This window comes from Terriglobus albidus, from assembly GCF_008000815.1.
Classification (GTDB): domain Bacteria; phylum Acidobacteriota; class Terriglobia; order Terriglobales; family Acidobacteriaceae; genus Terriglobus; species Terriglobus albidus_A.
Genome location: NZ_CP042806.1, coordinates 3,000,808 through 3,025,617, shown reverse-complemented (window position 1 = coordinate 3,025,617; position 24,810 = coordinate 3,000,808). Strand labels below are relative to the sequence as shown.

Below are 24,810 nucleotides of genomic sequence, written 5' to 3'. Positions count from 1 at the left end.
CTCTGTTCCGATCATCGAACACCTTGGAACCCAAATGGGGCCTGATACGTCCCATAACCGTTAGCATTCGATATGCCGTCACCACGCACGCTTACCTGTCTCGCCATCCTGCCCTTACTGCTTGCAGGATGCCGCTCCAGGACCCAGGACAACCCGGTCGGCAAACCCATCGCGATCAAAGCGCCGCTCGGCCTTCCACCGGTTCCCGTCCCTGTCGACAATCCGGTCACGGCAGACTCGGTTGAGCTGGGGCGGCGGCTCTTCTACGACAAGCGCCTCTCCAGCGACAACTCTCTGGCATGCGCGCACTGCCACGATCCGAAGTTCTATTTCACTGACGGCCTGCGGCTCTCGAAGGGTGTGAACGACCAGCTCGGCGTCCGTAACGCTCCCACGCTTCTCAACTCCGCCTATATGCCCTTTCAGTTCTGGGACGGACGTGCGATCTCGCTCGAACAGCAATCGGTTGGCCCCATCGCCAATCCGGTCGAGATGAATAACGCCAAGCACGAGATCTTTCTCGACAAGCTGAAAGACGATGCTGAGTATCCCAAGATGTTCCGCAAGGTGTACGGCTCGAAGGAGATCAACCTTGTCCGTGTCGAGAAATCCCTGGCCAGCTTCGAGCGTACGCTGCTGAGCGGAAACTCCGCGTTTGACCGCTTTCAGTATGGCGGCGACCAGAGCGCGCTTACGCCGGCCCAGCTTCGAGGTCTTGCGGTCTTTCTGAATCCTGCCGGAGGCAACTGCGCGTCCTGCCACACCATCGGACCGAAGGATGCGCTCTTCACCGATGGCAAGTTCCACAATATCGGCCAGGGTGTGAATGGTGACGGAGACTTCACGGACATCGGCCGCTATCACGAGACCCGGGTCGAGACGGACAAAGGCGCTTTCAAGACGCCGACGCTGCGTAATATCGCAGAGACCGCGCCTTATATGCACGATGGCAGCATCAAGACTCTGGCAGCGGTGGTGGACTTCTACGCCGGACAGGGCAACTCCAATCCTTATCTCGACCCTGAGATCAGGAAGATCCATCTCAGCCCGCAGGACCGCCGAGACCTGGTCGAATTCCTCAACGCTCTTACCGGAGACCTGCCTCCGAACTCAGGCCCGCCTGCAAAGTAGTCATCGCAGGTAGTAAAGTGACGGTGATATGCGACTGAATTCATCCTTCGCCCTGGTCCTGATTGCCGCGTCCCTCGCCGGTTGTAAGTCGAAGCCCACCGAACCTGTCGCGACGACGGAAACCTCTTCTGCTCCGGTCTTCTATCATGTGGACCCTGGGACCGCCGGCTCCATCTCCGGCACGCTGAAGTACACCGGCAAACGCCCAACGCCGAAGCTGATCGACATCAGCCAGGATCCCACCTGCGTGAAGGCTCATAAAGGCAAGGCTTACGATGAGTCGCTCGTTGTCGATAGCAAGGGCGACCTGGCCAACGCTTTCGTCTACATCAGGAAGGGTCTGGAAGGAAAGGTCTTCGAGGTTCCCACCACAACTGTGACGCTGGACCAGTCCGGCTGCTGGTTCCGGCCGCATGTGCTGGGCATCATGGTCGGCCAGCAGCTCATCATCACCAACTCAGATCCTGTGACGCACAATATTCATCCGGTGGCCCAGATCAACCGCGAATGGAACCACAGCATGGGTCCTGGGGATGCTCCGCTGCAGCGTAAGTTCACCAAGCCGGAGATCATGGTGCCGGTGAAGTGCAATATCCATGACTGGATGCACTCGTTTATCGGCGTTACTGACAATCCATACTTCGCCGTCTCGAAGGATGACGGCACCTTCAAGATCGAAAACCTGCCGCCCGGAACATACACGCTGGGCGTGTGGCATGAAAAACTTGGCGTCCAGGAGCAGACCATAAGCGTCTCTCCGAAGAGCGACACTCCGGCCAACTTCACCTACAAGGGAGAATAGTCAGAATCATGCGGAAGCTTGCACTGCCTTTTGTTGCCACCACCTGCCTTGCTCTTGCAGCCTTGGGCTGCAAGTCGAGCGCACCTGCGCCTTCCGCGGAGAAGCCCGCACCGGAGCCGACCGGACCGCGCGTGTATGCCACCAACGAGGTCTCCGGCGACCTGACCATCATCGACATCGGCACGGCGCAGACCATCGCCAACGTACATCTGGGTAAGCGGCCGCGCGGCATCCATGCCTCGGCCGATGGCAAGCAGCTTTACATTGCACTCAGCGGAACGCCGATTGCCGGCCCCGGCGTGGATGAGAGCACGTTGCCTCCGCCAGACCACTCTGCCGACGGCATCGCAGTCTTCGATCTCGCAGTACGTAAGATCGTTCGCACCATTCCCGGAGGTTCGGACCCTGAGAACTTCGACCTGAGCAAAGACGGTAAGAAGCTCTTTATCTCGAACGAAGATATCTCGTCGGTAAGCATCATTGATGTCGACTCCGGCACGGTTGAAAAGTCTTTCAAGATTGGCAGCGAGCCTGAGGGTGTGCGTGTCAGTCCTGATGGCAAGGAGGTCTGGGTCACCTCAGAAGGGACGGGCGAGATCTCTGTTCTGGATCCGGAGAAGGGCAAGATCACAGCCACCATCAAGGTCGGTCACCGTCCGCGCAACGTAGCCTTCATGCCCGATGGCAAGACTGCTTATGTCAATGCCGAGAATGATGGCAACGTGGTCGTCGTCGATGTGAAGTCACACAAGATGACCAAGACCATCACCCTGGGTCAGGCCGGTGTGATCAAGCCGATGTATGTTCTGCTCTCCCCGGATGCCTCGAAGCTCTACGTCAGCACCGGCCGCGGCAAGCAGGTCTTTGCGATCGACACGAAGGACAACAAGATTGCCGGTTCGGTTGAGGTGGGCGCTCGGCCATGGGGCATGACACTCTCACCGGATGGCAAGACGTTGTTTACCGCCAATGGGCCTTCGAACGATGTCTCGTTTGTCGACCTGGCAAGCTTTACCGTTGTGAAGAAGGCAAAAGCCAAAGGCGGCCCATGGGGGCTAGTGGCTCTGCCATAGGCCTTTAGAGCATTTTCCCTGTTGCTGGGTATCCCGGAAGAGGAGTGCAGCAGCGTTTTCATTGCGGAAAACGCCCATAGATTCCGAAGCCCTACTCTATACCTACAGGGAAAATGCTCTAGGGCAACAAAGGACGTTCAAGCCCTGCTTCCACACGAAGCGGGGCTTGCGTTTTAAACTCCCGTTTGTAGCTCTCGATCCAGTCGCCTGCAAGTTCCTGCTGCGCCTGCTCCAGGGTCATTGTTCCACTGCAAACCATCCCATGCAGTCTGCGTTCCAGCATGTCTTTTGCCTGCGCGTTCCACATCGTGCTGTAGGGTTGCGGCCACAGGTTTCGGATCTCTGCTGTTCCGCCGAGCTGTGGACTGATCAGGTAGTCCACCTGGAACTCTTTGCCGCGCTGCTGTTGCGGTACGTGGTACTCGGCAAAGACAACCTGCTCTGTCGCTGCCGGAACTGCTGGGTCGAGATCGTCGTCCTTCTCACCGCACACCTCGCCAAGGGCCATGACGCGGACGGCGCCGGGGGTCAGTTGCGGATTCGGGACGGGACGATCTTCCAGATAAGGGACAATCGCCTGATGATTCCGATGCAGCGAAATTCCAAGCCCAGCAGCCACCAATAAACCCGCCGCCGCAGTGGCGAAGCCAATCGTCCATGGCCGCCGCCTTGCCGACACCATACGATGCTGCAATACGTTGCGCCGGTAATCCGGCAGCTTCGAAGTCTCGGCGGCAATCGCCGCCAAAGCTGCGGCAAAGGTCTGTTCCGTTCTAAGCTTCAACGCGCGGCAGACTTCGCAATCAGAAAGGTGACGCTCCGCAGCGGCCGCCTCGGCAGCTGTCAACTCTCCATCCTGTAATAGGAGGAGATCTTCCCGCGAAAGGTGCACGTTATCACCCACGGCTCATCTCCGATCGCTCCAGCCTCTCAATGGAACGCGCTACTGCCGCTGCTACCGAACCGAGGGAGATTCCAATCACTTCGGCGATCTCACGATACCGCAACCCCTCAGCGCGGAGCTGCAGGCAGGCACGATCGGTGGCAGGCATTGCCTGCAACACGCGACTCAAATGGAGCTTTCGTTCGCTGAAGAGCAACGTCTCTTCGGGACCGGGAGCGGGATCGGTGCGCTCCAGAGAGATGTTCTCTGCTTCAAACACTTCGCGGCGGTGTACTCCACGGCGTCTCAAGGCCAGGTTGTGGGTCACGCGAAAGAGCCAGCTACGAAGGTTATCCTGTGGCTTCTCTTCCAGCAGATGCCGGAAGAGGGCCAGGAAGGTCTCCTGCACTACATCTTCCCCATCCTGCACGGCAATGCCAAATGAAACCGCGTAGCGCAACAACGCCGCGTGGTGCAGGTCGAACATCGCAAGCACCTCAGCCTCAGCGGCGCGCGCTCTCCCCTGCCCTGCTATGACAGGAGCAAGGATCGCGAGTCTCGACTGGTTGAAGGTAGAGCTCATGGGAATGCACTCATTAAAGCATTTTCCTTGTTGCTGGGTGTTCCGGAAGGGGCGTGAAGCGGCGTCTTCATTGCGGAAAACGCCCATAGATGCGGAAGCTCTGCTCTACACCTACAGGGGAAATGCTCTATGAGAGACGCAGCAGACAACAATCCATCTCCGTCGCTTTGAAAAACTTTTCCGAAAACACTGAACAAAAGGCCTTCGTCCGGAATATCCAAGCAGCAACATAAAAATCCAGAGTTACCGCCGGGCCCCCTGCTCGGCCAAAGGTGTCATGCGTCGTCTGCCCGGTCTTGTTTGCGGTTTATTGCTTGCTCTTCTCCATGTTTTAGCAGTGGCACAGGCTCGTGACTCCGGGGGACTTCACCTGGTGGTGAAAGATACGTCAGGCTCAGGCCTGGCCGTGACCGGCACCCTGAGCGGTCCGGGATCGGTGCGGCAGTTCCAGACCTCTGCGAGTGGCGAGCACATGTTCACAGGACTTGCCTTCGGTAGCTACAAGCTCCAGCTCTACCGCAATGGATTCGCAACGCAGAGCGTTGTGATCGACGTACGCTCTTCAGAGGTTGTGGAACGCGTTGTCACCCTGACACTATCGTCCCTCTCCACCTCGGTCACAGTCTTCTCTGAGACGCCGATCGGACAGGCTGATACGGACACCTCGACCGTCCCCGTCCCGGTGCAGAACCTTTCGGCGCAGCAGCTCGCTGACGTCAACTCGCTGAATATCGGCGATGGACTTAACAAGCGAGTGAACGGCATCTACATCAGCGAGAACCAGGGCAACCCCTATCAGATGGATGTGAACTACCGTGGTTACACGGCTTCCCCGCTCCTGGGTACACCTCAGGGGCTTTCGATCTATCTGGACGGAGTGCGGCAAAATCAGCCGTTCGGCGATGTCGTCTCCTGGGATCTGATTCCCCAGGTTGCAGTACAGGACATCGAGCTGATCCCAGGTGCAAATCCGCTGTATGGACTCAACTCTTTGGGCGGAGCTCTTGCCATGCGTACCAAAGACGGCATCGCCAATGCCGGCCTCACCGTAAGGTCCATGGGCGGCAGCTTCGGACGCCGCGCTGTCGAAGGTGAATGGGGTGGTTTCACTTCACGCGGCTTCAACTGGTACGTCGCCGGCAATCTGTATCACGAAGACGGTTGGCGCAAGTACTCTCCCTCTGACGTGAAGCAGTCGTTCGCCAAGCTTGGATGGATGTTCGGCCGGACGACGCTATCGCTTTCCGGTGTGTATGCCATCAACAACCTTAGCGGGAATGGCACACAGGACTTCCGCAATCTGAACAAGGACTACAGCAGCGTCTACACCATTCCCGACCAGACGAGGAATCATGCGCCCTCACTCACCTTCAATGTGACGCACGAGGTGAACAACGAGCTGACACTCTCGGCGAATGCCTACTACCGCTACATCCGCGCCAACACCTTCAACGGAGACCTGAACGACGACTCCTTCGATCAGTCGCTCTATACGCTGAGCACCGCCGAGAAGAACATTCTCAGCACGAACGGTTATACCGGTTTCCCTACTGGAGCCAGCAATGCCACGCAGCAGCCCTTCCCCTATTGGCGCTGCATTGCGCAGGGTCTGCTGAAGGACGAGCCCTCAGAGAAGTGCACGGGCATTGACACCTATACGCAGAACAAACAGAACGCCTACGGCCTCTCAGGCCTGCTGTCGTATCGCATGGCCCGCAACCGGCTCGCCGCAGGTGTCTCCTGGGATCGCAGTAACATCAGCTACACGCAGATCTCCCAGTTCGCCTACCTGAACACCGATGGACTAAGCTTTACCACCATTCCGACCTATACCGATGGATCGACCGACGCAGACGGTTTACCGGTCGACACCCGTGCCAACCTGCATGGTACGGTCAACGTTCCCAGCTTCTACGCCACGGATACCATTTTGCTGTCGAAGTTCACCTTCACATTTGCCGGCCGCTATAACCATGCCACCGTTGATAATCTTGACCGGCTGCCGCCTTCCGCCGGGCGCGGAACGCTGACTGGGAAGTACACCTTCCAACGCTTCAATCCGTCCGCCGGTCTGACCTATCGTATCTCGCCGTTAGCGATGCTGTATTTGAACTACAGCGAAGGCAACCGTGCTCCAACTTCAACCGAGCTGGGCTGCGCTGATCCTAGCTTTCCCTGCCGCCTTCCCAACGCCATGGTCAGTGATCCGCCGCTGAAACAAGTCGTCAGCCGTACCTTCGAAGCGGGCATCCGTGGCAAGAACGAAAACCGTCTGCAGTGGAATGCCGGTTTCTTCCGCGGCACTAACTACGACGATCTGCTCTTCGTCTCATCCACCGCCACTGGGTTTGGCTACTTCACCAACTTCGGACGCACTATCCGCCAGGGAGCGGAGGCCGGCATCACCTACCAGCTCCATCCCTTCACCTTCTCGACCAACTACACATTCCTGCAGGCAACCTACGGTACACCACAAGTGGTCGACGGCAGCGCGAACAGCTCGAATGAGGCGGCTATCGACGGAGCGCACGGCATTGAAGGCGAACAGGAGATCAGTGCCGGTAACACGCTGCCGCAGACTCCGTCACACATTCTGAAGTTCAATGCTGACTACCAACCCACCCGCAAGCTGACAGTGAACTTCAATGTCGTCTCCACCTCAGGGTCGTATGCTCGCGGCAATGAGAACAACCTGCACCAGCCTGATGGAACGTACTACCTCGGCGTCGGCCGTACGGATGCATACGGCATCGCCAACGTCGGAGCAAGGTATGCCTTCTCACCGCAGTTTGAGCTGTTCGCGCAGATCAACAACCTGTTTGACACGCACTACGCAACGGCGGCACAGCTCGGTGGAACTCCGTTCGACAACAACAGAGCGTTCGTTGGACGCCCATTTGCCTCCATCAACTTCGAGGGCGAGACACAGTACCCGACCCGCCACTCCACCTTCCTGGCGCCCGGCGCACCCATCAATATCTTTGGCGGTCTTCGCGTCACGTTCCAGAAGAAAGCCCCGAAGTCATAACTGTGCTGTCGCTCTACTGCATCTCAAGCACGAGCAGGTTCCAATCCATGAAGCCTTTGTGACTCAACGCCTTGCCTGTATCGGGGTCGTAATATTCATTCAGCGATCCGTTTACGCGCAGGTCCTGCGCCAGCAGTTGCGTTGTTACTGCCGCCAGTGTCTGCGCCTCGTGAGTGAATCCATATCGTTGCAGGCCACTCCACGCGAAGTAGTTCGCGATAATCCATACCGGTCCGAGCCAGTTGCTGGGATTGCTGCTGGCTGCCAGCGAATACATACTCTCCGCGCGCGATAAGGTGCGCACGCCATACTTACCGCCGAAAGTCGCGGGGTTCAGGAAGTGCTGCCGGAGATCTTCGGCCTGCTCTTTGGTTGCGAGCTCACACCACAGCGGCAGGAAGCCGGTGAAGGTCTGGATGCGGATTGGCATTGTGCTCCAGGACATATCCATACCGCGCTTGATGTTCGGAATCAGCTCGGCGCGGCGGTCCTGACACTGCACATCGACCGTATAGAAGAATTTGTCGCGCGGATCCCAGCACTGCCGCTGCACTGCCTCGCCAAGCTGCTTAGCACTCGACGCAAATCGCGAAGCGGTATCTTCCTTCCCAAGCCTGCGTGCCATCTCTGCCGCAGCTTTCAGGTCCTGGTAATAGAGGCAGTTCAATAACAGGTTCGCGGAGGAGAAGAATGGCCGTCCGAAGGTTGTGGGGTCATTGTCATTGCCAATGGCGACATCGTCGCCCCAGACCAGAAGGCCCACCTTGCTCGTGTTGTCCGCAGTCCAGGAATCATAGAAACGCTGCAGCTTCTCCAGGAACGGAGAGAACCACCCGGCATCGCCGCTCTCCTCCGTAGCCAGCAACGCCAATTGTGCAAGCACCGGTTTGGCCTGGTTCTCCTTATGAGGCCGGCTGCCGCTCAGGCAGTGCAACGGATCAGCATCGTTCAGCTTAATCAGCATGGGAATACGGCCTTCGCTCGATTGATGGTCGAAGAAGTTCGCAATGCTTCCCTGGGCGTGGGCGACGATTGCCTGCCGCAATGAGTTATCCGAGGTTTGCTTCGCGATCGCGAACAGGCCGCGCGCCGTCCAAAGTGTGTCCCAGTCCCACAGCTCCGAAGAATATGCTGCCTTGGGAAGGCTGGGAGAGATGCTCGGATACTTCAATAAGCCAGCAGGTTCACGTAGCAGCGCCCGTGCATTCTTCGCGAAGTAGCCAAGCAGAAGTTCCCTGTCGCCGGCACCATTGGGCGCCCGCTGCGCACCTGCTGTCGCAACTTTAGAGAACACAAGACTGTGAGCGGCAAGGCCCGTGAGGAAGCTGCGGCGATCAGGGCGAAGGTTCATGGTCATCTCCGGATGACCGAATTCTAGAGCGTTTTCCCTGTTGCTGGGTATCCCGGAAGGGGCGTGCAGCGGCGTTTTCGTTGCGGAAAACGCCCATAGATATCGAAGCCCTACTCTACGCCTACAGGGAAAATACTCTACCTTCCAGCTTCAGGAGCGGGCAGCGACACGGGAGCGAACGAAGTAAACCAGCAGTCCGCTGACGGCGACGATACCGGCAAGCTTTAGTTCTGACGCGAAGTTTTGCCGTGAGAAGAGAATGAAGACAAATCCTCCCAGAGCAACCAGCGCAGGCAAGGGATACAGCGGCATCCGGAACCGGCCCTGCTTTCGCCTTTCTGCGCGATGCTTCGGCGCCATCACCGCAATTCCCTGCATCAGGAACTGGAAGACGATACGGATGATGACCAGCGATGCGATCACCTCCTGCAGCCGCAGCAGGCACAGCAACATCGCGATGCCTCCCAGCGTAAAGAGAGAGATGGCCGGGATGTGGAAACGTGGATGGACCCGCCCGAAGATGGCGGGAAAATTGCCGTCCTGTGCGGCGGCAAAGGGGATACGCGAGTAGCCCAGGAGCAGACCGAAGACCGACGCCAGCGACGCTGTCGCAATCAGCACCACCACAATCGAGGCCGCAGTGTGTGCCCAGGAGTGCGAGCCAAACGCCATCTGCACAAAGGCTGCCATCGTATACTGCCGGGCTGCGGCATCATGCGTCAGCGCCATCATTGACTGCCAGGGCAGCACACCGAGCACCGAGATATTCATCAGCACATACAAGGTACCGACAATGACGATAGAACCCAGCACTGCCCTGGGGATGGTCTTCTCCGGCTTCTCTACCTCGGCTCCCAGGAAGCACGCGTTGTAGTAGCCCCAGTAGTCATAGGCGGAGACCAGCAGACCGGCGCCGAGTCCATAGAAGAAGGCCGCATCCAGATGGAAGGCTCCGGCAGGAAATGAAAAAGCCAGGCTCGGAGAGAAGTGTGTAAAGCCGACCAGGATGACAGCGACAAGCGTCGCGACGACAACGACGCCCGTCACGCGGGCGATGCGGCCTACGTGCGCAACCGGCCGATACAGCGCCACCAGAGCAATGGCGCAGGCACTCATCGCTATCAGGGTCTGGCCGCTGAAGATGATCGGAGCATGAAAGAGATGACCGCTGGCAATTGGCCGCGAGGCGGATGGCGCAAACCAAGAGACATACTGCGCAAAACCGATGCAGCCTGAGGCGATCGAGAGCGGCGCGGAAAGAAGAAGCTGCCAGGCATAGAGAAAGGCAAAGACTTTGCCCGCACCATTCTTCCCATAGATATGTTTCAGATAGGCATAGGACCCACCCGCCTCAGGGTAGGCCGTGCCAAGTTCGCTCCACACGCAACCATCGCAGAGGGAGAGGACTGCTCCCAGGATCCATCCCAGCATGGCCTGCGGGCCGCCCATCGCCGTCACGATCAGGGGGAGCGTGATGAACGGGCCCACGCCCACCATATCAATGATGTTGGCGCTGGTAGCCGCTGCGGTGGAAAGGCCGCGTACAAGCTGCGGGTTCTTCTCAGCCACGGGCAAAGGTATCCACCGCCGTGTGAAGCCGTTGCGACGAAGCCGACAGGTGATCGACCTCGCTCCGGTGCCATGCTGAGTCTTCGTGAAACTGCGACCTTGCACGATCGATCTGTGGATTCAGGGCTGACGGAGCAGGGCCTCCCGTTGTGGTCCGAACCGCAACGAAGTTCTCCGGATCGAGAGCACGCAACAGCGTCGCACGCTCCATCGGCTTTGCCTGTCTCTGCCGGAGAGCGCTCTCCACAAAATCGACCATCGCTTCGGGCTGGTACCTTCCCATGGACGCTTTGACTGCTGTCGAAACGATAGCATGCGCATCGTGGAAGGAAAGACCGGCCTCGCGCGCCAGCGTATCGGCCAGTTCGGTCACTGCAAGGAACTCGCCATGCGCTCGCGCGGAAAGACGCTCCAGATTGAACGACGTTTCTTCTAAAACACCGGTCAGCAGCCTTAAGGCGCGCAGGCCGTCAGCAAAAGCAAGATCCACTAGCGGCTGCAATGAATCCTCACTGTCGTTCATATCGGCGAACGGAGTGTTATGCAGTGAGTTCAGCACCGCCTGTGACTCGCTCATGGCACGCGAAGCCAGGATGCGGGTATGTTCCAGCGGAACGGGATTGCGCTTCTGCGGCATGATGCTTGAAACCTGCACATACCCCTCTGACAGCCGCAGGAAGCCGAATTCGGCGGTCGACCAGAGCAGCATCTCCTGGGTAAACCGGCCGAGGCTGACCATCAGTGTGGCAAGCACCGAACATGGCTCGATGATGTAATCCACCGCCGCAATCGCGCCATAGGTATTGATTTGCAGACCTTTGAAACCAAGCAACTCCGCAGTGCGCTCGCGGTTTATCGGAAATCCTGTGCCCGTAATCGCGCAGGCACCCAGCGGTGACTGGTTCACGTGGGCATAGGCAGCACGCAGGCGTTCGGTATCCCGTTCCAGCACCTCGATGATCGCCATCAGGTAGTGCCCCATGGTCGTAGGCTGGGCAGGCTGATTGTGCGTGTAGGCCGGGATGAGCGCGGAACGATACTCCCCTGCGAGACGCAGCAGGACCGAGCGCAGGGCGAGACACGCCTCAGCTACCTCCAGCAGCCGCCCACGCAGGACCATGCGGTACATCGTCATATCGAGATCGTTACGAGAACGGGCCGTGTGAATACGGCCGGCATCCTCTTCCCCGCAAAGCTCGGCAAGCTTCCTCTCGACCAGGAAAAACAGGTCCTCTACAGACCCGTCATACTTCGCCGCCGCAATTTCCTGCAATGGGAGCGCTTTCAGTCCCTGGAAACAATTTGAAGCAGTCTTCCGGGAGATGATCTGCTGTTCCGCCAGCATCAACACATGCGCGTAGTCGATCTCCAGCATGGCCGGCAGAAACAGGCGCTTGGCGTCCTGAAAGACATGGGAGAGCACCTGATCGCGATAAATAACTGCCGGAAATGTCGAACTCTTTGAGGATTCCATGATGCCTTCTGCAAATTGGAAGGGCCGCAGGACAGTGTGTACCCGCGGCCCTTGTTATGGATAGTTAGAAACGAATCGCCGCGCCCCACTGAACGATACGCTGTTCCAGAACGGTGGTGCGGGTCGTTGTCGTGGCGCCATTCGCGATGCCAGTCGAGGCATTGACCGGCTGCGTGATAGCAAGTGTGCTTACATTGTTCGAATTCAGGAGGTTATTCGCCTCCAGAAGGAAGGTTGGCGCGAAACGATCTTTGATCTTCGGGAAGGTGCGCGTATAGCGGGCATCGATCTGGGTGATCGAAGGTCCGCGAGCCGAGTTTCTACCTACAAAGGAAGGGCGCCCGACACTGCCGGTTGAGCCATCGAAATAGAAGGTGGCATTACTGGCAAGAATATTCGCCTGATCTCCGGAAGAGATATTGCCGAGAATCGCGAGCATATTGTGGTTCGCAATCTCACGGCCTACACGGTTACTGACATTGAACTGCGGTTCAAGCACGGCAGACAAATTGAATGCATTCGGCCGATTTACCGAAGAATTGCCGCGGTCGAATTTCCGGTTCAGCGTATTCGAAACACCAAGGTTCTGCTCAAAGGTATTGACCTCAGGAGCGTCGGAGATGACGTGCGACCAGGTGTAGCTGGCGTTGAATTGCATGCCACGCATCGGCGACATCGTCACGTTGGTGAACATGGCATTGAAGCTCGAGTTCGCACCGGACTCAACGCGGTTTACCTGGTCAAAGCGAGGATCATACCGGGTCGACGAGTTCACCGGGGCGCTAAAGATTGGACGGCCGTCAGCCAGCGTTGCTCCCGTTGGGATGACGTTGATGTTATGCATCCATGGCAGATTGCGACCGTTTGACATGATATAGCCAATCGTCGCCGAGATATGATTCGTGAGCTGCTGGGTCACCTGTGCGTTGACGTTCCAGGTGTACTCGTTCTTGATGTTCGGATTGATGGTCGTCACGTTCTGCGTGGCGCCTGAACCGGAAGCAGGAATTGTGGGAAAAGCGGGGCGTCCCGGAGTACCGCTGGCCCCTCCGATATAGGTAAAGGAGGAGGTACGGTTCGAGCCGTCCAGGTTCAAGGCATTGAACCAAAGGTTGGTTGGAGTCTGTTGGTAGAAGATTCCGGCGGAGACCTTCAACGTCGTCGTGTTGGTTGCGCGATAGCTGAAACCCAGGCGCGGAGCGAAGTTGGTGTTGGGCACGTTGAACTTACGCGAATCCGGATACAGTGCACTGGAATTCGCCTGGGGTGAAGAGAAACGATCGTAACGAATGCCATACACGGCCGTCAGGCGAGGCGAAAGCTGCCAGGTGTCCTGCGCATACCCGCCATAAAACAGCGAGGTATAGCCGATACCATTGAGGTCCGTCTGCGAGGCATAGTTAGCGTAGCCGTAGGGATCGGTGCCATTCTTAGCGTTCAGATAGGCCTGAACTGTGGCGAAGGTGTAGCGGTTGAAAGAGACCAGGCGCTGCCGATTCTGCAATTGCGACAGGACAAAGCCGGCCTTGATCGTGTGCGGTCCGCGAACGTAGCTGATGTTTTCGGAGCCTGAGGGCTGTTTATCGCTGTACTGATCTCCTGCGTTGCTGCTTCCATTAAAGGCGGCGATGTTGGAGATCACGATCGCCGGTCCTTTCCCCGTGCTGGGTCCGGCGAAGTGGGTGTTGGAACGGAATGGCACTGAGAAGCGGAACTCATTCACCAGGCTGTTCGAGATCGTGGAGATCCACTGAAGCCCGAAGACATGCGCACGGTCCTTGAAGTCCACTCCAGCGCTGGTCGCGTTGATCCCGCCGACCTGCGTATTGAACGGGAACGAGTTCCGGAAGTAGTTGTAACGCAGGAAGATGGAGTTTTTCTCGTTGATGTTGTAATCGGTGCGAACGTCCGCAAAGGTGCCGTGCAACAGGCCGGGAGCGGGTACAAGCTCCGACGCGGCCAGACCGATCGCCGTGGCATTTGCTGCCGTGATTGTTACAGGCGCCGGGCTGCCACGCAGTACGTGCTCATACGATCCAAAAAAGAAGAGCTTGTCCTTCTTGACTGGGCCGCCAAAGTTGAAAGAGTGATCTTCAAGAATCAGATTCGGCTTCGTCGGGCTCGTCACCTTGTTCTGCAGCAGCGGATACGCCGTCGCGTCGACCCAGCGCTTGATGAACTGATATGTCCCATGAAAATCGTTCGCTCCGGAGTTCGAGATGACGTTGTAGACATCGCCGGTCGTCCATCCATACTCAGGCGCGAAGGAGTTCGAGACTGTCTGCACTTCCTTGACGAAGATGTTGCCGATGGGAAACAGACGAAGACCAGTACGGTCGGCCTCAGTATTTACCATCCCGTCCATCTGGTAGTTGATGCGATCCATCAGGCCATTGGTGTTCAACGTACGAGGAATACCAAGCTCTGGATTCGGGTGCCCCGATACACCGGGCTGGAAGACGATGAAGTTGTACGGATTACGCGATGTCAGCGGAACGTTCTCAATCTCGGTCTGAGTGAGAGTACGCTGCACATTCAGATTGGTCGGATCGATGGAAGCGATGGAGGCCTCAACTGTCACGGCTGTATCCGCCGTACCAACCTTGAGGTCGCCGTCAATAACCGCCTCAGTACCGGCGTTGAGGTTCACGCCCGATACTTTCAGAGGGGAGAACCCGGTTGACGTGATATTGACGGTGTATTCACCCAGTGGCAAGTTGACCAGCACATAATAACCATCGTTGCCAGTAGTTACGGTGCGCGTAAATCCTACTGAGGCATTCGTTACAGTGACCGTCGCCCCCGCGATGGCTGCCCCGCTCGGATCCGCGACACGACCGCGGATCGTTCCATTGATGGATTGCGATTGTCCATATGCCGCAGGTCCTGTGAGAGCAACAGGCCCAAGCATGGCAAACGCTAGCAGAACTGATCGAACACGATGAGTTCTCATAGTTTTGACCTCCCCCATTCAGCAACTGACCTTGAAATTTGAATCATGTCCCCGGATGGCCTGCTGGCGACTACTCCAGCGCGGCCTCCGTTACTGCTACTGCATTGTTCAACCCAGCAGCTTGCTGTCCATGGCTTGAAGTGACAGAGCCACGGAACCATAGAGCTGGGCCTCGGGCCCTAGCACACTACATCGCACACGCGGATGCGGGAAGTCGCTCTCCGCGAGGACACCACCCACGGCTTCACACAACGCCAGGTGCGATCCAATGCCTCCCCCCATGACGACCAGTGATGGGTTGAAGAGCAATGTGATCGTCGCAATGGCATCGGCCAGTATGCGCGCCGTGTTCTTCAGTACGGCTTTCCCCTGTACATCGCCGGAGGCAGCTCGATCGAAAATCTGCGAAGCTCGAAGGGCACGAAGCTCAGCGTCAACGCGGGTTACACGGTCCAGCTCCTCCCGCCACTGAGCCTCAATCCCGGCTCCGCCGATCACACTCTCCAGTTGGCCAGTGCGGTGCATCTCCAGGGGTTCACGCGGCATTCCAGGAACGCCGAGATAGCCGATTTCGCCGGCGCTCCACGCAGAGCCATGATGGACCTGGCCACCAAGAAAGATGCCCGCGCCGACACCGGTTCCCATGGCGATAAACACAAAGTCGTCGACGTTCTCAGCGGCGCCGTGCCAGTGCTCCCCCACGGCGGCGAGATTCGTGTCGTTCTCTGCAATCACCTCGAACCCAAGCTGATCTTCCAGCAGAGCACGCAACTGAACTTCGTCCCATCCAGTCAGGTTCGGCGCAGATAGCACGACGCCGCGAGCCACATCGGTCACACCAGGCGCACCCACGGTCAGATGTTTTACCTTCTTGAGGGAGACCTTTGCCTGCGCACACATCTGCGTGAGTCCACCGCGAAGCAGATGGCAGATCGAAACGGGATCCTTCTCCCGCGCTCCCAGCTTGCATGCCCACTGTGCCACCGGCCTACCGTCCAGGTCGGCTAGCATCATGCGCAAACGCGTTCCTCCAATGTCGGCGCCGGCGACGTAGGCATGCTCCGGACGGAAGCGAAGCAGCTCCGCAGGACGCCCGCCGGAGGAGATTCCCTCCCCGAGATATTCGATCAGCTCCAACGCCTCCAGATCCGCAATCGCGGCAGTGACGGTCGGAGCAGATAACCCTGACATGCGTACAAGATCAGCACGGGAACAGGGGGAGTTCTCCCGTACCAGTTGAAGAAGGGCCCGATTGTTCGAACGGCGCAGATTTGCCGGACGAGAGATACGCGGCTCACGCGAATTGGCAAGCGTAGAGGACATAGGCAGGTAGGCAGATTATAAACAAACTTTACAAAGTCGCAAGTGGGTGATATCAACAAGGACAATCCAACATCACTCATCGGCGGGCGGCCTCCTGTGTTCGCTCGCCGAGGAATGGCTCACACATGACGACGTGGAAGCACTGCATATCCTACTCCCTGGCCGCATGGCTTGCGTTCTCTCCAATGGCGGCTACGGCGCAGGCAGGTCCGCAGCCCCGCTATCTCTCTCCGGAGGCCTATCCCCTTCCCCTGGATCGTGGCGCCTCCGGTCTGTGGCAGTCGCTGCAAAAACTGAAGACTCGCGCCAGCCTGATGATGGTTGTCGCTCATCCTGACGATGAAGACGGCGGCATGCTGGCCTATGAAAGCCGCGGCCAGGGCGCCGATACCACGCTGCTTACGCTCAACCGTGGAGAAGGCGGCCAGAACGTCATGACCGGGGACTACTGGGATCAGCTCGGCATCATGCGTACGCATGAGTTGCTCGCCGCGGGATCCTACTATGGGGTGCACCAGAACTGGACCCGGGTTGCCGACTATGGCTTTTCTAAAACGCTGGATGAAGCGCTGAAGAACTGGGGCCACGATCGCGTGCTCTACGACGTCGTACGCCAGGTGCGCATCAGCCGTCCGCTCGTCATTACCAGCGTCTTCGCCGGCAATGTCTCTGACGGCCACGGGCACCACCAGACCGCCGGTGTCATGGCGCAGGAGGCCTACAAGCTCGCCGGCGATCCAAATGTCTTTCCGGACCAGATAGCCGCAGGCCTGAAACCATGGTCTCCGTTGAAGGTCTACGCGCGCGTTCCCTTCGCCCGCGTCACCAAACAGGGCATCTTCGACTACGCTACCGGCAAGTGGGAGCCTGTGCGCTTCAAGAACTACGTCACCGGCTCGTGGATTGAAGGGGTTCCCTCCAAGACCCTCGAAGTTCCCGAAGGAGAGTACAACGCCCTCCTTGGGCGCAGCTATCTCGCGGTCGCTCGTGAGGGCCTGGCTAACCAGAAGTCACAGAACGACGGCGTCGGCATTCCCCTGCCCGCGCAGTTCAACTCGCCCTACCATCTCTATGCCTCGCGTGTGAGCGGCGATACGCTGCCTGCCACGGAGAAGACATTCTTTGACGGGATCGACATCTCGCTCTCCGGTATCGCGGACTACGCCCCTGTCGCCGACCGCGCAGCGTGGCGCAAAGGTCTCGAGGAATTGCAACAGATCGTCAGCGAAGCCACCGAGAGCTACAGTGCCGCGAACCCATCGCGGTCCGCAGCTGCACTCGCTCGCGGCCTGGAGAAGACGCGTTCTCTCCGGAACGAGATCACGCGCAGCAGCCTTCCTGAAGCGGCAAAGTACAACATCCTGCACGAGCTCTCTATCAAGGAAGATCAGTTCAACGAAGCGCTGTCTCAGTCCCTCGGCGTCATGCTGGTCGCCAGCGTCAATCCAGTGGGCGAAAAGCCGCGCATGGGGCCCTTTGGAGAACTACGTGGCAACACGCTAACGTATCAGTTCGCTACCCCCGGCCAACCGGTCTCGGTCAACGTCCACATTGCCAATCAGGGAACACAGAACGTAGCCATTGACGATCTCTCAGTCCTCAGCGATTCCGGTGACTGGAAGTGGTCTGCGCAAAGAAAACCCGCTGCTTCCATGGATGCCGGACAGGCAGACGATCTGACGGTAGAGGGTGTTGTCCCCGACAACGAACCCATCACCAAGCCTTATTTCAGCCGGCCCACGCTGGAACAGTCCTACTACAACCTGGACAATCCGGCCTATCTCGGACTTCCGACAATGCCCTACCCCGTCACTGCGCGCCTGCAGTACAGCTTCCACGGCGTGCAGGCAAGCGTGACAGGGACGGTACAGACAACACACCGTATCAATGGCATCGGTCCCGTTCCGGAGCCACTGATGATCGCGCCGGCCATCTCGGTGCTGGTCTCTCCGGAAGCAGGTGTAATCCCTTCCAACAACGCAAAGCTCACCCTCAAAGTGACGCTGCGCAGCAACGTCAAGGGTCCAGCCGAAGGAGAGCTTGCGCTGAACCTGCCCGAGGGCTGGACCTCGTCGCCACGCTCAGCATCCTTTTCCACCGCGCGTGACGGCGACGAGAAGAACCTATCCTTCGACGTCACTCCCAAAAACGTGAAACTGAAACCTTACACCATTACCGCTATCGCGAAGTATGCCGGTAAAGAGTACAAGGAAGGCTTTACCACGGTTACGTGGCCCGGGCTGCGGCCTTATCCGTCCTACCGCCCGGCAACCTATCGTGCGACGGGTGTGGATTTGAAGACGCCTGCCGGTCTAAAGGTCGGCTACATCATGGGCACCGGAGAAGATGTTCCTGCCTCGCTCAGCGATGCCGGCGTGCAGGTGACGCAACTCTCTGCTGGAGATCTTGCATCTGCGAATCTGAGCGGCTTCGATGCGGTGGTCATCGGCATCCGTGCCTATGCCAACCGCCCTGACCTGAGGGCCAATAACAATCGCCTGCTGGAGTATGTCAACAATGGCGGCACTGTAGTGGTGGAGTACCAGACCAATGAGTACGACCACAACTACGGTCCATACGCCATCTCTGTGCCGGCGGACGCCGAGAAGGTCGTAGATGAGACCTCCACGGCAACCATCCTCGACTCGGCCGATCCGCTATTGAACTGGCCTAACAAGATCACCAGCGCAGACTTCAACAACTGGGTGGAGGAGCGCGGCCACGGCTTCGCACGCACCTGGGATCCGAAGTTCACCGCCCTGACGGAGATGCATGACGACGGGCAGGACGCGCAAAAAGGTGGCCTGCTTTACGCCAAATACGGGAAGGGCCAATACATCTATACCTCGTTCGCCTTCTTCCGGCAGATTCCGGAGGGCATCCCGGGATCATTCCGTATCTACATGAACCTGATCAGCGCCTCTCGCAACCCGGCATGGAAGACTTCCCTGGCCGCTGCGAAATAACGCAGGCACGCTTCGCATCCTTGGCCCTTATCCCAAGTGGATAAGGGCCTTTTTGTGGCTGCTAGAGCATTTTTCCTGTTGCTGGGCATTCCGGAAGGGGCGTGCAGCGGCGTTTTCATTGCGGAAAACGCCTATAGATGCGGAAACCCTACACGACACCTGCAGGGAAATGCTCTATTTGTGGCGGGACAGCAGCGATTCCGCCTTTGGATTCCAGGTAAGCGTGATCCAGGCACTTCCGTTTCGTTGTGGACCAGGCTGCAATACTGGAATCAGCCAACGCTCATATTGAGTAAACGCGGTTACACTCCACTCCTTCGACAAAGCAAACGTACCTGTGAACGATACATCCGTGATGGACTGACCTCCAGGCAACATGCGGCCACCCTGCACATGGCGAAAGAGTGCTGTGTAGGTCGTACGCCCCGACTGCCAGTACGTTGTGGAAACCTCGTAGGCACGTGCATCGCGTCCCACGGCGTTCCCCAACAGGAAACCCTTGTTTGTATTGGCGTCACGGTACTGGTTATTGATGAAGAAACGGGTACCGCCTTCGTCCTCACTCATCTCCATCGAGCTGGGAACTTCGAATCGAAGATCCATATGGCGGAGATAAGGCAGCTGCGAAAGATAAAAACCCGGGCTCCAGGCGGCTCTGCGTGGAGCATCGATCGGGTTTGGGTCATCATCGGCAAATCCGTCCGTGTAAATCGTAAGGTATTTCTCCAGTCCCGGCACATGCAGCCGAAGATCAAAGCCCCCCTTCCGGTCACCCGGATCAGTCCGGTCGCCATACAAAAAGGTCGCTCCGGTGGAGACTCCACTGTCCAGATTTCTTTTCAGACTTCCGAGCGTCATCGGATGCCCCACACCCCATAGCAATGACCATCGAGTAAAGCCGACCTCCAGATGATTCAGAAAGGTCAATTCCACTTTCTGCCCGTTGAAGTAAGGACGTGCCGGAAACTTGTGACCCGAAAGTTTTCCGAAGACCAGATCGTAACGATAGGTCACCGCACCATTCAGGAACGGAACCACGCGGAGCCGCGTGGAGACCAGCCGTAGGTTATAGGTTGGTTCAGCATTACTTGAAAACGAAAACGGTCCGCTTTGGGTTGGTCCCCAGTAAAGCTGTTGCTTTCCGAATGAGAGTTGCGCTCCCATGAACGAGAATCCCGCATACAACTCGATCGGCCGTTGACGCACAATCGCGCCGGTCGCAGGCGAAACCGGAAATGGATTTACCGGAGCGGAACCAAACGGGGCCATGTCCAATTGATTGAAGAGCTCTGACAAGGCTGGTGTGATGGCCGTTTTGCCCGGGCCGTACTGGAGCTCCTGGCGATCATAAAAAAAGAACCGCCCATGATTGGCACGGACAGAAAATCCTGCAAGCGCGCTGTTTCCACGGCCAAGCGGCCGGCCATAGTCGTTCCGCCACGTCTGGCCGAAGTGAAATCCATCTGATAATGCCGGCCCCGCAATCGTACCCACCCGCGCATAGATGGACTCCACCTCCGCCGCCGGTGTCTCTGCTGCGAGATCGAACTCCTGTTTCAGGTCCGAGATCAACCCCTCAGCTTCGTCCATCACGCGGTCACCAGGCGAGATCGTCAGATAATTTGACTCTGCCTCCCGCAATTGGCGCCGGCACTCATTACGGCTCCACGGCCGGATCGAGATGCTCTGTGAAGGAATCAGTCCGAGATTGGCCAAACGCTCTAGAGCTGGATAGACCCAACTGTCCATCGGCACATTGGTCGAGCCATACGCATCCAATCGTGCCCAATCTTTCCCAAGTTGATTGCTCTCATAGACAGAGGCATTGTCCTGAGCAGTCCCAATCTCCGGATGCATGATGAGCAACACCAGTGCGATTGCCACAGTAGATAATCGAAACCTCTTACCCTTCTTTCGCCGCTCAGTACAGACCATTCAACCCCTAACTGCTCTGTTGTCATCGTACGAAATGGCTTGATTCGCAAGCAATTTAACGAAACCTATCTTTCAGCCAATCTTTACTCTCTATATCAGGCATGGACCGCGATCTGGCGCGGCTTGAGCAGAGCAGAATGACTCTTTGTCTTAAACAAAAATCTGGCCAGACGGGAGCGATGTCTGGCCAGATATAGTGACGCAACAATGACTTAGAAGGTGTACTTCACCGCCAACAGCATTGTGCGCTGCGTGTACTTCGCATCGGTCACGCCGCGCCCCACATTGGAAACCTGCGAGGTAAACGTTCTGTTGTCAGTCGTCACCAGCTTGGGCTGCACCAGGCTGCTTGAGCTGTAACCCGGCAGTGGATGGTTCAGGAAGTTGAAAGCCGTCGCACGGAACTCAACGCCTTGATGTTCCGTGATCTGGAACTTCTTGTAGATGCCCAGATCCGAGTTGAGGTACGAAGGCAGGCTCAGATATGGAAGCTGGCGCACCCCTACCTGTCCCAGTTGGGGAGCTGTAATGCAGTTCAGATTGATGTGCTGGTAGGTTCCCAGGTTCGAGTTGGGATTGCATGTCGTCACAGGAAGCACCGTCTGCGATGGTGTTCCGTAGTAGGTATTCGAAGTGATGTAGTGTCCGAGCGTGCTGTTATAGACCGTCATGCCCAGGTTCTGCCCCAGGTTGGCCTGCATATTGCCACCCGCCTGCCAGGTTGTTGTGCCTGAGAGTGTCCATCCATTCACCGCGCCGCCGAGCAACGGATTCCCGTGCACCCACCGCCCGAGATCGAAGGCGTAAGACGTATTGATCACGTGAGGGCGATCGATATTCAACACCCCATAGTTATTGCGGACATTGAACGCATCGAGCGTGCTGCCGACGATGCCAAGCGCTTTGGAGAAGGTGTAGTTGATATTGTACGTAGCCCGTCCGGTCATCCGAATCAGGCTGAATTGTGCCGCGTTGTAGTTGGAGTAACCAAGATGGGAGGCCATGGTGATGGCATTACTTCCATAGCCTTTGTAGTAAGGAAAGTAGTTCACAAGATTGGGAATATTCTCTGGGTCGCTTGGCGCTGCAACGCCGGTTACCGGATCTGCTTTGAACAAGCCTCCCAAAGGAATCTTGTTCTGGTTGACGAAGTTCGATCCACCGACGCCTGATCCGTTGCTCTGTCCACCCATCAGGATGTTCTGTGTGTCGTTACCAACGTAGGCCACTTCCAGCAGCATCGCCTTCGGCAACCGCTGCGAGATGGTGAAGTTGTATGCGTTCGTCACACCGACCTTATCGTCATTGGGATCGGTGACATAGACACTCGAAGGCAACGATCCCAAGGAAGAGCCGGACGACGAGAGCGCGCTGATCTCTTTCAACGTAATCGCCTGCCCGCCCGTCGAGTTATACGTCTTCACACCAAGCGCCGTCTGCAGCGGGCCGCCGTAGTCATTGAACTGATCGTTCCAGCGATATTGCGCCCAGCCTCCGCGGAAGACGGTCTTTCCGTTCCTATGGAGATCGTAGGCCAGACCAAGCCTTGGCGACAGAAACAGTGTCTGCACCGGGGATCCACCATTCGGCAGGCTTGAGTCGAGAGCATGCCAGGAGACGCCGGGATATGCCTTGCCTGCGCCAAGCTCCGAAGCATACTTATCGGAACGCCACACAGCCATGCCTGTCCCCGAAGCATCCTGCCAGCGGCCCAGGTGCTCAATACGCAGACCGAGGTTGAGGGTAAGTCCTGGCATGACCTTCCAGTTATCCAGAATGTATCCGGCGCCGGTGTTGTAGTACATATCGGTCACCGGATTGGTACTGTTCTGCGAGAACCCGCTGGTGATACCCATCAGGAAGTTCGCCAGTGGATTGGCGGTGCCGATCTTGTTGCCGGTAACCTGATCGACCTTCACACCACTGCCGAACGACAAGGCCCCATTTGCAGAACCATAGGTTCCCTGTTTATTGCCAGCCAGGCTCCAGAAGCCACCCATCTTGAAGGTGTGAGTCTTGTACACCACGGTGAAATCATCCGCCACCGATGGAGACTTCTTGATGGAGTTGTACGTTCCTCCCTGTTGGAAGATATCCGGCTGTGAGATGTCAGGAAGGGTTCTGGCGCCAGGAGAGTTGATGGAAGGCACGAATGAAGATGCGCCGTTATACACCGTGTTGTAGCTGTACCCGACCGCGCTCTTCGACATCGCCTGCAGGTTTGAACCGGTGAACGGATTGTCGAGCCAACCTACGGCAACACGCAGCTCGTTGGTTGACGCTCCGTTGAAGACGTGAATATAGCTTCCGCTCAGCACATGTGAATGGGTCGGGCTGATGAGTGGCCCGCCGGGATAAGCCACCGAATACGACGGAGTCCACCAGATATGCGAGACAGATGTCGCGGAGTCGCTACCGTACTGATAACTGACAAAGAATTTGTTGCGGTCGCTCAGGTTGTAGTCCACGCGTCCGCGATAGATATAACCGTTATGAACGTTGGTGGGCTGCAGATAGTAGTTGTATCCACCCGAATTGCCGGATGGATCAGCATTCGCTGTGGGGAAGAGCTTCAACAGCGCCAGCGCCCCGGGATCAAGATACGAGGATGGAATCTGGGTCCCAGTTAAGGGTGTTCCATCGGGAGCGTAGCCACCATTCAGTGACGAGCAGAAGTCGTTGCCGGTGCTCGTCTTGCACAGCGCGGCGTTGGCAGAGTCCGTCAGACTGAAGTTTCCTGCCCGCATCGCTGTGCTCGGTACATAGCTCTGCAGAGGTGACGATGCCGGCAGTGTCTGGCGAAATGCTTCATAACCAGCCCAGAACAAAAGCTTGTGGTCTTTATTGAAGCCGGTACCTGGAATCAGAATCGGACCACCGATGCTGCCACCCGGATAGTAGTACTGCGCATCCGGACGTGCCGTCGGCGATGTGCTGTGTTTGTTCTGCCAGGTATTGGCATTAAGGATAGCGTTGCGTGTGTATAGATAAGCCTGGCCATGGAATGCTGCTCCGCCGGCCTTGCTGATGACGTTGATGACGACCGGCCCCTGCGCCGCATCGGCCCCGAAGTTGGAGCTCTGAACCTTTACCTCCTGCGTCATATCGGGGTTCACGGTCGCGATCGACCAGCAGGCGCAACCTGGATCAATAATGTTGGCGCCATCCAGCAGATATGCTGTTCCTCCACGATACGGCGCACCGTTCGTATTCAGCCCCACACCGACAGCCGATCCCGAGGATCCCGCATCGGTAAAGTCGAAGCCGGTGCCGTTCCCTGTTCCAGTCGAGGTTGTCGTTACCCCCGGCAACACCTTCAACAGCTCTGAGAAGTTTCGGCTCGCAAGCGGAATCCGCTCGATGTCTTTCGCATCCAGCAAGGCTGAGCGCTCACCGGAGTCCTCGGGCGCAATCGCTTCCGCACTGCTGTTAATGGTGACGGTCTCCGTCGCCGCTCCCGGCGACAGCACCAGATTTGGCAACGATCGCGTATCGCCCGGATTCAGAACGACATTCTGTTGCTGATATCCACGAAATCCCTCCGCGGTAATGGCAACGGTGTAGCTTCCGGGAACGATTCCCGCAAAGTTGAAATAGCCTGACGAATTGGTCTCCAGCCGACGAATTTCGTTCGTGGCAGTGTTCGTCAGCACAACGCGGGCTTCGGGAATGATTGCTCCGGTCCCATCCTGCACTGTTCCGGAAAGACTCGACGTCGTTTGCGCCATAAGCCTTCCTG

General features: G+C 57.5%; 14 protein-coding genes. 5 read left to right on the top strand and 9 right to left on the bottom strand.

Annotated features, from left to right (window positions below):
- The first annotated feature begins 72 nt into the window (after nt 1-72).
- From FTW19_RS11980 to FTW19_RS11970, 3 genes are read left to right on the top strand one after another with little or no spacing between them, the layout of a single operon-like run.
- Nucleotides 73-1,131, top strand: coding sequence for a cytochrome-c peroxidase (locus tag FTW19_RS11980; RefSeq protein ID WP_147647845.1), 1,059 nt, complete (start codon nt 73-75; stop codon nt 1,129-1,131).
- Nucleotides 1,132-1,159: 28 nt separating this feature from the next.
- Nucleotides 1,160-1,933, top strand: a complete 774-nt coding sequence (locus tag FTW19_RS11975; RefSeq protein WP_147647844.1) for a carboxypeptidase regulatory-like domain-containing protein — start codon at nt 1,160-1,162, stop codon at nt 1,931-1,933.
- Nucleotides 1,934-1,941: 8 nt separating this feature from the next.
- Nucleotides 1,942-3,006: a beta-propeller fold lactonase family protein gene (locus FTW19_RS11970; RefSeq protein ID WP_147647843.1), complete on the top strand. Its 1,065-nt coding sequence runs from the start codon at nt 1,942-1,944 to the stop codon at nt 3,004-3,006.
- Nucleotides 3,007-3,124: 118 nt separating this feature from the next.
- Here FTW19_RS11970 and FTW19_RS11965 read toward each other — a convergent pair whose 3' ends face one another.
- A complete protein-coding gene (locus FTW19_RS11965) occupies nt 3,125-3,910 on the bottom strand; it encodes a zf-HC2 domain-containing protein (protein ID WP_147647842.1) in 786 nt (261 codons plus the stop codon).
- Nucleotides 3,903-4,472: an RNA polymerase sigma factor gene (locus FTW19_RS11960; RefSeq protein WP_187143440.1), complete on the bottom strand. Its 570-nt coding sequence runs from the start codon at nt 4,470-4,472 to the stop codon at nt 3,903-3,905. Before FTW19_RS11960 ends, FTW19_RS11965 begins: the two co-directional genes overlap by 8 nt.
- A gap of 277 nt (nt 4,473-4,749) precedes the next feature.
- On the opposite strand from FTW19_RS11960, the gene FTW19_RS11955 reads away from it, so the two are divergent.
- On the top strand, nt 4,750-7,500 hold the full coding sequence (locus FTW19_RS11955; protein ID WP_147647840.1) for a TonB-dependent receptor: 2,751 nt from the start codon (nt 4,750-4,752) through the stop codon (nt 7,498-7,500).
- 13 nt (nt 7,501-7,513) lie between these two features.
- On the opposite strand, the gene FTW19_RS11950 is transcribed toward FTW19_RS11955, so the two are convergent.
- From FTW19_RS11950 to FTW19_RS11930, 5 genes are all read right to left on the bottom strand, one after another.
- A complete protein-coding gene (locus FTW19_RS11950) occupies nt 7,514-8,851 on the bottom strand; it encodes an MGH1-like glycoside hydrolase domain-containing protein (protein ID WP_147647839.1) in 1,338 nt (445 codons plus the stop codon).
- 150 nt (nt 8,852-9,001) lie between these two features.
- Complete coding sequence (locus FTW19_RS11945) at nt 9,002-10,420, bottom strand: APC family permease (protein ID WP_246153704.1); 1,419 nt, start codon at nt 10,418-10,420, stop codon at nt 9,002-9,004.
- Nucleotides 10,413-11,894: an argininosuccinate lyase gene (gene argH, locus FTW19_RS11940; RefSeq protein WP_147647837.1), complete on the bottom strand. Its 1,482-nt coding sequence runs from the start codon at nt 11,892-11,894 to the stop codon at nt 10,413-10,415. The genes FTW19_RS11945 and argH overlap by 8 nt, the downstream gene beginning before the upstream one ends.
- 64 nt (nt 11,895-11,958) lie before the next feature.
- Entirely contained in the window at nt 11,959-14,847 is a 2,889-nt protein-coding gene (locus FTW19_RS11935) for a TonB-dependent receptor (RefSeq protein WP_187143439.1), read from the bottom strand.
- A 108-nt stretch (nt 14,848-14,955) separates the two neighbouring features.
- A complete protein-coding gene (locus FTW19_RS11930) occupies nt 14,956-16,170 on the bottom strand; it encodes an ROK family transcriptional regulator (protein WP_147647835.1) in 1,215 nt (404 codons plus the stop codon).
- A gap of 125 nt (nt 16,171-16,295) precedes the next feature.
- Between FTW19_RS11930 and FTW19_RS11925 the strand changes: the two genes are divergently transcribed.
- Nucleotides 16,296-19,136, top strand: a complete 2,841-nt coding sequence (locus tag FTW19_RS11925) for a PIG-L family deacetylase (RefSeq protein WP_147647834.1) — start codon at nt 16,296-16,298, stop codon at nt 19,134-19,136.
- A 174-nt stretch (nt 19,137-19,310) separates the two neighbouring features.
- Here FTW19_RS11925 and FTW19_RS11920 read toward each other — a convergent pair whose 3' ends face one another.
- Complete coding sequence (locus tag FTW19_RS11920) at nt 19,311-21,020, bottom strand: capsule assembly Wzi family protein (protein ID WP_246153703.1); 1,710 nt, start codon at nt 21,018-21,020, stop codon at nt 19,311-19,313.
- Between the two features lie 263 nt (nt 21,021-21,283).
- Nucleotides 21,284-24,799 (bottom strand): carboxypeptidase-like regulatory domain-containing protein, encoded by a 3,516-nt coding sequence (locus tag FTW19_RS11915; protein WP_246153702.1) that lies wholly within the window; start codon nt 24,797-24,799, stop codon nt 21,284-21,286.
- Nucleotides 24,800-24,810 lie beyond the last annotated feature (11 nt).